Origin of the sequence: Aeromonas dhakensis (genome assembly GCF_000820305.1) — a bacterium.
Taxonomy (GTDB): domain Bacteria; phylum Pseudomonadota; class Gammaproteobacteria; order Enterobacterales; family Aeromonadaceae; genus Aeromonas; species Aeromonas dhakensis.
Genome location: NZ_CDBH01000036.1, coordinates 1 through 9,167, shown reverse-complemented (window position 1 = coordinate 9,167; position 9,167 = coordinate 1). Strand labels below are relative to the sequence as shown.

The following is a 9,167-nucleotide window of genomic DNA, read 5'->3' as shown; positions in this document are numbered from 1 at the left end:
CCCCTCCGCCAGCAGGCGGTAGGCGCAGGTCGACGGCAGCCAGTCATATTCGGCAATCTTGTCGTGGGTGATCTGCAGGCAGTCCGGCTCTTTCTTAAAGCGGTTGCCGTAGTCGGAGCACTGGCAGGTCTTGGTATTGAGCAGGTTGCAGGCAACGTTGGTGAACACCAGCTCCTCGGTGTCCTCGTCGATCAGCTTGTTCAGGCAGCACTTGCCGCAGCCATCGCACAGGGACTCCCACTCCGTCATGGTCATCTGTTGCAGGCTTTTTTCCTGCCAAAAGGGGGCGCTCTGCACGGGTTCACTCTGCTGCATAAAGATTGGCTCACTCAATACACTGACAAGCGCGTGGTTATACGCGCTATGGACCGATTTTTCAAGAAAAATGGGGGAAAGCGGGAAGTTTAAACGGCGAATAGATGTTGGTCTTAGCTGCACTCAATACCACCTATCGCGAAGCGATAGCCCTATATGAAACCAGAAAATTCAAACAACGAGATATAATGCCTGTGAAAAAATAATAATTTTTATAATTTTCAGCATAACTCGATGTTTTCTATACTATCGATCTCAAGAGTTTCTAATTTAATTGTGTTGGAAAAATCGTCTAAGTCGATATTATCTCGGTCGAACATAACCGAAGCTATACCGTTAACTTTTACACTGAACTCTTCCTCAGCCTCAAAATAATTATCATTATGATCAGATACACTCGGTGGGTTATCTAAACCGTAATAATCCGCCTTGAATATATAATAATATGCATATACGTACATCTCGACCTCAAATGGGATGCCAACATTGCCACCACCATAATAAGCCATACCATTAAGATCTAATGTGATACTATTCACGTCACCAAACTGTGATATGTGTGCTTCATTATTGTCATCAGGGATTGATGGGTCTTCTATAGTTTCGCCACAAACATAATCTCCAATTTTAGATGACACCTCTGATGCCAACTCACCACTATGTTCTTCAAATTTAACTATGGCATCCAATATGGCGGGTAAATCTGAAATCAAATCAATATCTTTTAGTTTATCCTGAATCTCTGCACTTTTAATAAAATCCGAAAGCTGTGAAAAGCTTTTTATATCAGCCGCATCATCAAAAGATTTCCTTACTTTTTCATCCTCAGCAATTACTACAAGATTGTTATGTCCTTTTGATATCTTATTTATTGCCTGAACGATAAAGCTATCAGGAATATCATTTCTATCTTTGACTTTGGTAAGCGGCAATGCACCACAAAAATAAGCTTCCATTGCATTTAAAGCTTGTTCTTCACATAAAGGAAGAATTGAGCCATTAACTTTTTTGACCCAATCAGTAAAGTAACATTCTGACGCATCCAATATGTCATTGTAACTTTCATCAATTGATTTCTTTATTTTAGAAATTTCTTCAAGAGCATCCTTGCTTAATGGGCGACGCAATAAGCTTGAAATACTAGACAAAGATTTATCTAACTCACTTTTACAAAGCTCTCGCTGCTGTGTCTGAAATTCTCGCTGAATAACATATGGGATCTGTAGTTTTAATATCTTTGCATTTGCCAGTTTTTCCAAGGCTTTAAACTCATTGTTATCAAGCCTAGGGTTTTTTCTGTATATGTTTGTATCGATTATCAAGTTTATCATATCAACCTCGTATTAGCTTAAATTTAGACATGGTTATTCGTCATATCTTGTAAGACAAAAATGCTAGCACGTCTATTCCCATTGAGCTTGCTACTTTTACACTATATTGTCTAGATAACTTTATTTTAAATAACTGGCATTTATCTAATAGTGAAGGACTTTCACGTGTGCAAGTTATTAACTCAAACCATGACTCATAAAAAATGCCGCCCAAGGGGCGGCATTTTGCTATCTGAGATAACAGGCTAAAGAACTTACCAGCCGGTCACTTCGCGCAGGGCCTTGCCGATATCGGCCAGGGAGCGCACGGTTTTCACGCCGGCATCTTCCAGGGCGGCAAATTTCTCGGCCGCGGTGCCTTTACCACCGGCGATGATGGCGCCAGCATGACCCATGCGCTTGCCAGCCGGAGCGGTGACGCCCGCGATGTAGGAGACCACCGGCTTGGTGACGTGGGCCTTGATGTAGGCCGCCGCGTCTTCCTCGGCGTTGCCGCCGATCTCGCCGATCATCACGATGGCTTCGGTCTGCGGATCGTTCTGGAACATCTCCAGGATGTCGATGAAGTTGGAGCCCGGGATGGGGTCGCCACCGATACCGACGCAGGTGGACTGGCCGAAGCCCTCGTCCGTGGTCTGCTTGACCGCTTCGTAGGTCAGGGTGCCGGAGCGGGAGACGATGCCCACCTTACCCGGCTTGTGGATGTGGCCGGGCATGATGCCGATCTTGCACTCACCCGGGGTGATGACGCCCGGGCAGTTGGGGCCGATCATCCGCACGCCGGTTTCCTGCAGCTTCACCTTGACGTCCAGCATGTCCAGGGTCGGGATGCCTTCGGTGATGGTGACGATGAGCTTGATGCCGGCATCGATGGCTTCCAGGATGGCGTCCTTGCAGAACGGGGCCGGAACATAGATGACGGAGGCGGTGGCACCGGTGGCTTCCACGGCGTCACGGACGGTGTTGAACACCGGCAGGCCCAGGTGAGTGGTGCCACCCTTGCCCGGGGAGACGCCGCCGACCATCTGGGTACCGTAGGCAATGGCCTGTTCGGAGTGGAAAGTGCCCTGACCGCCGGTAAAGCCCTGGCAGATCACCTTGGTGTCTTTGTTGATCAGAACGCTCATTATTTGGCCTCCGCTGCTTTTACCACTTGCTGAGCTGCGTCAGTCAGACTCGTTGCGGCGATGATATTGAGGCCGCTGTCGGCCAGTTTACGGGCACCCAGTTCGGCGTTGTTGCCTTCCAGACGCACCACCACGGGCACTTTCACCCCCACTTCCTTCACGGCACCGATAATGCCTTCCGCGATCATGTCGCAGCGCACGATGCCACCGAAGATGTTGACCAGCACGGCTTGAACCTTGCTGTCGGAGAGGATGATCTTGAACGCCTCGGTCACCCGCTCCTTGGTGGCGCCGCCGCCGACGTCCAAGAAGTTGGCCGGTGAGCCGCCGTGCAGGTTGACGATGTCCATGGTGCCCATGGCCAGGCCCGCGCCGTTGACCATGCAGCCGATGTTGCCATCGAGGGCCACGTAGTTCAGCTCCCACTGGGCGGCGTGCGCTTCGCGGGGGTCATCCTGGGACGGGTCATGCATCTCGCGCAGCTTTGGCTGGCGGTACAGGGCGTTGGCGTCGATGTTGATCTTGCCGTCCAGGCAGTGCAGGTTGCCCTTGTCGGTGATGACCAGCGGGTTGATCTCCAGCAGGGCGAAGTCGCAGTCCAGGAACATCTGGCCCAGACCCATGAAGATCTTGGTGAACTGCTTGATCTGATCGCCGACCAGACCCAGTTTGAAGGCCAGCTCGCGGGCTTGATAAGGCTGCGGGCCTACCAGCGGATCGATGGCAGCTTTGTGAATGAGTTCCGGGGTTTCGTGGGCGACTTTTTCGATCTCCACGCCACCTTCGGTGGAAGCCATGAAGACCACACGGCGAGAGCCACGGTCAACCACGGCGCCGAGATACAGCTCCTTGGCGATGTCGGTGCAGGACTCCACCAGGATCTTGGTGACCGGCTGACCGTTGGCGTCAGTCTGATAGGTCACCAGGTTCTTGCCGAGCCAGTTCTGGGCGAAGGCACGGATCTCGTCCTTGCTCTTGGCCAGCTTGACGCCGCCCGCTTTACCGCGGCCACCGGCGTGGACCTGGCACTTGACGACCCAGGTGTTGCCGCCAATCTTGTCGGCCGCTTCGGCCGCTTCCTGCGGGGTGGCACAGGCATAACCTTCGGAGACCGGCAGGCCATACTCGGCAAACAGCTGTTTTGCCTGATATTCATGCAGATTCATAGATGCTCTATCCGTGTTGTAGGTATTTCCGTCCGGGGCTCGTGTTTCTCAATCCCCTGTGAAAGAGGCCAGGGTGGCCCCTCGTTATCTTTCTAATTTCACTTTCACTCAGACGTTCCGTCAGGGCCGCGAGGGCCCCCGCTTGCCGCCGGGCAACAGGTCCGGCGGCAAGCTTGTGGCGCGGCTTGGCACGCCCACAGGCTTGCCACTCCGGCCGATTTCTTTAGACGTCCAGCAGCAGACGGGTCGGATCTTCCAGCAGCTCCTTGATGGAGACCAGGAAGCCCACCGACTCGCGGCCGTCGATGATGCGGTGATCGTAGGAGAGCGCCAGGTACATCATCGGCAGGATCTCGACCTTGCCGTCGACGGCCATGGGGCGGTCCTGGATCTTGTGCATGCCCAGAATGGCGCTCTGGGGCGGGTTGATGATCGGGGTGGACATCAGGGAGCCGAACACGCCACCGTTGGTGATGGTGAAGTTGCCGCCGGTCAATTCGTCCACGGTCAGCTTGCCGTCACGGCCCTTGCCGGCCAGATCCTTGATGGCCTTCTCGATGTCGGCCAGGCTCATGCTGTCGCAGTCGCGCAGCACCGGGGTCACCAGACCACGGGGGGTGGAGACGGCGATGCTGACGTCGAAGTAGTTGTGGTAGACGATGTCGTCACCGTCCAGCGCCGCGTTCACTTCCGGGTAGCGCTTGAGGGATTCCACTACCGCCTTCACGTAGAAGGACATGAAACCGAGCTTGATGCCGTGCTTCTTCTCGAAGATCTCGCCGTACTGCTTGCGCAGCTTCATGATGGGCGCCATGTTGATCTCGTTGAAGGTGGTCAGCATGGCGGTGGTGTTCTTGGCCTCCAGCAGACGCTCGGCGATACGCTTGCGCAGACGGGTCATGGGCACGCGTTTTTCAGTGCGACCGGCCAGCGGGGCGACCGGTGCAGCCGGGGCTGCAGCGGCAACCGGCGCGGCGGCAGGCTTGTTGCCACCCTTGATGAAGGCTTCCACGTCTTCCTTGGTGACGCGACCGCCTTTGCCGGTACCGGTCAGCTTGGCAACGTCGATGTCGTGCTCGGCCACCAGGCGGCGCACGGAGGGGCTCAAGCCATCGGCGGCGTCATCGGCTACCGCTTCCACCGGCTTCTCCTTGGTCTCTTCGCCGGCCACCGGGGCAGGCTTGAGCATGGCGATCAGCTGGCGGGAGAGCACGGTGGCCCCTTCGCTTTGCAGGATATCGCCCAGCACGCCAGCTTCCGGCGCGGGCACTTCCAGCACGACCTTGTCGGTCTCGATGTCAACCAGCACTTCGTCACGGGCAACCAGATCACCCGGCTTCTTGTGCCAGGTCGCGATGGTGGCATCCGCCACTGATTCCGGCAGGTCCGGTACTTTGATCTCGATAGTCATCTAATCAGTTCCTTGTTTACTTCTTGGCCAGCGGGCTTGTTCTTGGTCGAAGAGGACGCTCCTGGGGAGCACCCTCTCCTTCACAACTCGTTATTCCAGGGTAAGTGCGTCTTCCACCAGGGCTTTTTGCTGCTTGGCGTGGACGGACATGTAACCGACGGCCGGCGAGGCCGAGGCCGGGCGACCGGCATAACGCAGACGGGCATGGCTTGGCAGCACGCTGTCGTAGTGATGACGGGTGCAGTACCAGGCACCCTGGTTCTGCGGCTCTTCCTGACACCAGACGAAGTCGGTGACGTGGGCGTAGTCGGCCAGGATGGCGCGCACTTCCTCTTCCGGGAAGGGGTAGAGCTGCTCGATCCGCACTAGGGCCACATCTTGCTGCTCGGCCTTGCGACGGGCATCGAGCAGGTCGTAGTAGACCTTGCCGGAGCAGAAGACCACGCGCTTGACGCCCTTCGGATCCAGTGCATCGATCTCGCCGATGGCGTTCTGGAAGGTGCCTTCGGCCAGCTCTTCGAGCTTGCTCACCGCCAGCGGGTGGCGCAGCAGGGATTTGGGCGTCATCACGATGAGCGGACGGCGCATCGGACGCACTACCTGACGGCGCAGCATGTGGAACACCTGGGCCGGGTTGGACGGCACGCACACCTGCATGTTGTGCTGGGCGCACATCTGCAGATAGCGCTCCAGACGGGCGGAGGAGTGCTCCGGACCCTGCCCCTCGTAACCGTGCGGCAGCAGCATGGTCAGGCCGCACATCCGGCCCCACTTCTGCTCGCCAGAGGAGAGGAACTGGTCGACCACCACCTGGGCGCAGTTGGCGAAGTCGCCGAACTGGGCTTCCCAGATGGTGAGGCCGGCCGGCTCGGCGCTGGCGTAGCCATATTCAAACGCCAGTACCGCGTTCTCGGTCAGCACGGAGTCGTACACCTCGAACGGGCCTTGCTCGTCGTGCAGGTTGCACAGCGGGGTGTAGGTGCTGGCATCGGTCTGGTTGTGCAGCACGGCGTGGCGGTGGAAGAAGGTGCCGCGGCCGGAGTCTTCCCCGGTGAAGCGGATGCGGGAACCCTTGTCCACCAGGGTGGCGTAGGCCAGGGTCTCGGCAAAGCCCCAGTCCACCAACTTCTCGCCGGCGGCCATCAGACGGCGGTCTTCGTAGATCTTCTCGACCTGGCGCTGCAGCACGTGGGTGGCCGGATACTGGCTCACCCGCTCGCCGAGGGCTTTGAGGTGATCCATGGGCACAGTGCTGTCATAGGGCATGGCCCAGTCGTGGCCCAGGTAGGGGGTCCAGTCGACGGAGTGCAGCTCCATCGGACGCCACTCCTTGCTCACCCGCTCACCGCGATCCAGGGTGTCGCGATACTCGTTGACCAGCGTGGTAGCCAGCTCCTGGCTGATGACGCCATCCGCCACCAGCTGATCGGCGTAGATCTTGCGCGGGGTCGGGTGCTGCTTGATCTTCTGGTACATCAAGGGCTGGGTGGCACTCGGCTCGTCGGCCTCGTTGTGACCGTGACGACGGTAGCAGACCAGCTCGATCACCACGTCGCGCTTGAAGGTGTTGCGGTAATCCAGCGCAATCTGGGTCACCAGCACCACGGCTTCAGGGTCATCACCGTTGACGTGCAGTACGGGGGCCTGCACCGCCTTGGCGATGTCNNGCCCTGACCGGCCATGGCCGAGTCACCGTGGATGGTGATGGGCAATACGGTCGAGCCGTCCTTGTCACCACGGCGATCCATGCGGGCACGCACGGAGCCGATGACCACGGGGTTGACGATCTCGAGGTGAGACGGGTTGAAGGCGAGCGCCAGGTGGACGTTGCCGCCCGGGGTGGCGAAGTCGGACGAGAAGCCCATGTGGTACTTCACGTCACCCGTGCCCCAGGATTCGCCGTGCTTGCCGGCAAACTCGTCGAACAGGTCCTGGGCGCGCTTGCCCAGCACGTTGATCAGCACGTTGAGGCGACCGCGGTGGGCCATGCCGATGACGGCCTCTTTGCAGCCCTGCTCGCCGGCGCGACGGATCAATTCTTTGAGCATGGGTACCATGGCATCGCCCCCTTCCAGGGAGAAACGCTTGGCCCCCGGGAACTTGGCGCCCAGGTATTTTTCCAGCCCCTCGGCGGCGGTCAGGCTCTCGAGGAAGCGGGTCTTCTCTTCGAGGGTATAGGTCCCCTTCCCTTCGATGGACTCGAGCCTGTCTTGCAGCCAGCGCTTCTCCTCGGTGGAGGTGAGGTGCATGTAGTCGGCGCCGATGCTGCCGCAATAGGTCTTTTTCAGCGAGGCATACAGATCGGAGAGCACCATGGTTTCGCGACCGATGGCGTAGGAGCCCACGTTGAAGGTGGCCTCCATGTCCGCGCCTTGCAGATTGTGAAACGCAGGGTCCAGTTCGGCAACGGTTTCACGCGCCCACAGGCCGAGCGGATCCAGATTGGCGTTTTGATGGCCGCGGAAGCGGAAGGCGTTGATAAGCTGCAGTACCCGCACCTGCTTGGCATCCACTTGCGGATCGGAGACGGGGGCACTGTAACGGGAGGGCTCCTTGGCCAGGCGACGGAAATAATCGCGGACCCGGGAATGGGGTTGTTCTATCGCATGGCCATTGACCTGGGGCAGCGAGCTAAACAGGCTGCGCCACTCTTCGGCTACGGATTCGGGGTCTTCCAGGAAGGATTCGTACAAATCCTCTATATAGCTTGCATTCGCACCAGCCAGGTGAGATGACTCCAACCAGGCCTTCATCACGCCGTTATGCATTTCTATCCCTTGTACATCTTGTTCACTGCAGCGCAGCTTGTAGGGGTCAAATAGCCATCCAGNNCATCCAGGCTGGATGGCTATCCAGAGGTCGGGCCTGGCGCGTGACGCCCTGGCCCTGATATCAAACAGCCCGGTTGAGCAGCATCGACTTGATGTGGCCGATGGCCTTGGTCGGGTTCAATCCCTTGGGACAGACGTTCACGCAGTTCATGATGCCGTGGCAACGGAACACACTGAAGGCGTCATCCAGATTACCCAGTCGCTCGGTCGCGGCGGTGTCGCGGCTGTCCGCCAGCCAGCGATAGGCGGCGAGCAGCCCAGCCGGGCCGATGAACTTGTCCGGGTTCCACCAGAAGGAGGGGCAAGAGGTGGAACAGCAGGCACAGAGTATGCACTCGTACAGGCCATCCAGCTTGGCGCGCTCTTCGGGGGATTGCAGGTGCTCACGCACGGGCGGCAATTTTTCGTCGTTGATGAGGAAGGGTTTGACCTTCTCCCACTGGGTGTAGAACTGGGTCATGTCGATCACCAGATCGCGGATCACCGGCAGGCCTGGCAAGGGGCGGATAACGACGTTATTGCCCTTCTTCAGCAGATCGGAGAGCGGGGTGATGCAGGCAAGACCGTTCTTGCCATTCATGTTGAGACCGTCTGATCCACAGACCCCTTCGCGGCAGGAGCGGCGGAAGGCGAGCGTGGGATCCAGCTCTTTCAACTGGATCAGTGCGTCGAGCACCATCATGTCGGAACCTTCAGGAATATCAAGACGATATTCCTTCATATGGGGGACGTTATCAACATCCGGATTGTATCTGTAGACAGAGAATGTGACGTTCATTGTGCTTGGCTCCGCAATCAGTAAGTCCGGACCTTGGGCGGGAACGCCTCACGGGTCTTGGGTGACATGTTGACAGCGCGACGGGTCATGGACTCGGTGTCCGGATGATAGAGGCTGTGGCACAGCCAGCTCTCATCGTCGCGCTCCGGGAAATCGAAGCGGCTGTGGGCGCCCCGGCTCTCGGTACGGAAGTTGGCGGCCACCGCGG

The 9,167-nt window shown here is 57.5% G+C and carries 6 protein-coding genes and 2 pseudogenes; all 8 read right to left on the bottom strand.

The features are described from left to right. Nucleotides 1-315 (bottom strand): YcgN family cysteine cluster protein (locus tag BN1143_RS09160; RefSeq protein WP_042050348.1); only part of this gene is annotated, 315 nt, incomplete at its 3' end. A 221-nt stretch (nt 316-536) separates the two neighbouring features. Beyond that, on the bottom strand, nt 537-1,646 hold the full coding sequence (locus tag BN1143_RS22365; RefSeq protein WP_156141294.1) for a PIN domain-containing protein: 1,110 nt from the start codon (nt 1,644-1,646) through the stop codon (nt 537-539). Between the two features lie 254 nt (nt 1,647-1,900). Further along, a complete protein-coding gene (sucD, locus tag BN1143_RS09150) occupies nt 1,901-2,773 on the bottom strand; it encodes a succinate--CoA ligase subunit alpha (protein WP_005300222.1) in 873 nt (290 codons plus the stop codon). After that, nucleotides 2,773-3,939 (bottom strand): ADP-forming succinate--CoA ligase subunit beta, encoded by a 1,167-nt coding sequence (sucC, locus tag BN1143_RS09145; protein WP_005300220.1) that lies wholly within the window; start codon nt 3,937-3,939, stop codon nt 2,773-2,775. Before sucC ends, sucD begins: the two co-directional genes overlap by 1 nt. Before the next feature lie 223 nt (nt 3,940-4,162). Continuing rightward, on the bottom strand, nt 4,163-5,350 hold the full coding sequence (gene odhB, locus BN1143_RS09140; RefSeq protein ID WP_005300217.1) for a 2-oxoglutarate dehydrogenase complex dihydrolipoyllysine-residue succinyltransferase: 1,188 nt from the start codon (nt 5,348-5,350) through the stop codon (nt 4,163-4,165). Between the two features lie 90 nt (nt 5,351-5,440). Next, nucleotides 5,441-8,118: pseudogene (sucA, locus tag BN1143_RS09135) on the bottom strand (2-oxoglutarate dehydrogenase E1 component). 124 nt (nt 8,119-8,242) lie between these two features. Continuing rightward, complete coding sequence (locus BN1143_RS09130) at nt 8,243-8,959, bottom strand: succinate dehydrogenase iron-sulfur subunit (RefSeq protein WP_010634177.1); 717 nt, start codon at nt 8,957-8,959, stop codon at nt 8,243-8,245. A gap of 17 nt (nt 8,960-8,976) precedes the next feature. Beyond that, nucleotides 8,977-9,167, bottom strand: a pseudogene (sdhA, locus tag BN1143_RS09125) (succinate dehydrogenase flavoprotein subunit); the annotation flags it as partial.

Excerpts from the sequence above, each read along its gene's own strand:
- BN1143_RS22365 (WP_156141294.1), bottom strand. The coding sequence starts at position 1,646 with ATGATAAACTTGATAATCGATACAAACATATACAGAAAAAACCCTAGG.
- sucD (WP_005300222.1), bottom strand. The coding sequence starts at position 2,773 with ATGAGCGTTCTGATCAACAAAGACACCAAGGTGATCTGCCAGGGCTTT.
- sucC (WP_005300220.1), bottom strand. The coding sequence starts at position 3,939 with ATGAATCTGCATGAATATCAGGCAAAACAGCTGTTTGCCGAGTATGGC.
- odhB (WP_005300217.1), bottom strand. The coding sequence starts at position 5,350 with ATGACTATCGAGATCAAAGTACCGGACCTGCCGGAATCAGTGGCGGAT.
- BN1143_RS09130 (WP_010634177.1), bottom strand. The coding sequence starts at position 8,959 with ATGAACGTCACATTCTCTGTCTACAGATACAATCCGGATGTTGATAAC.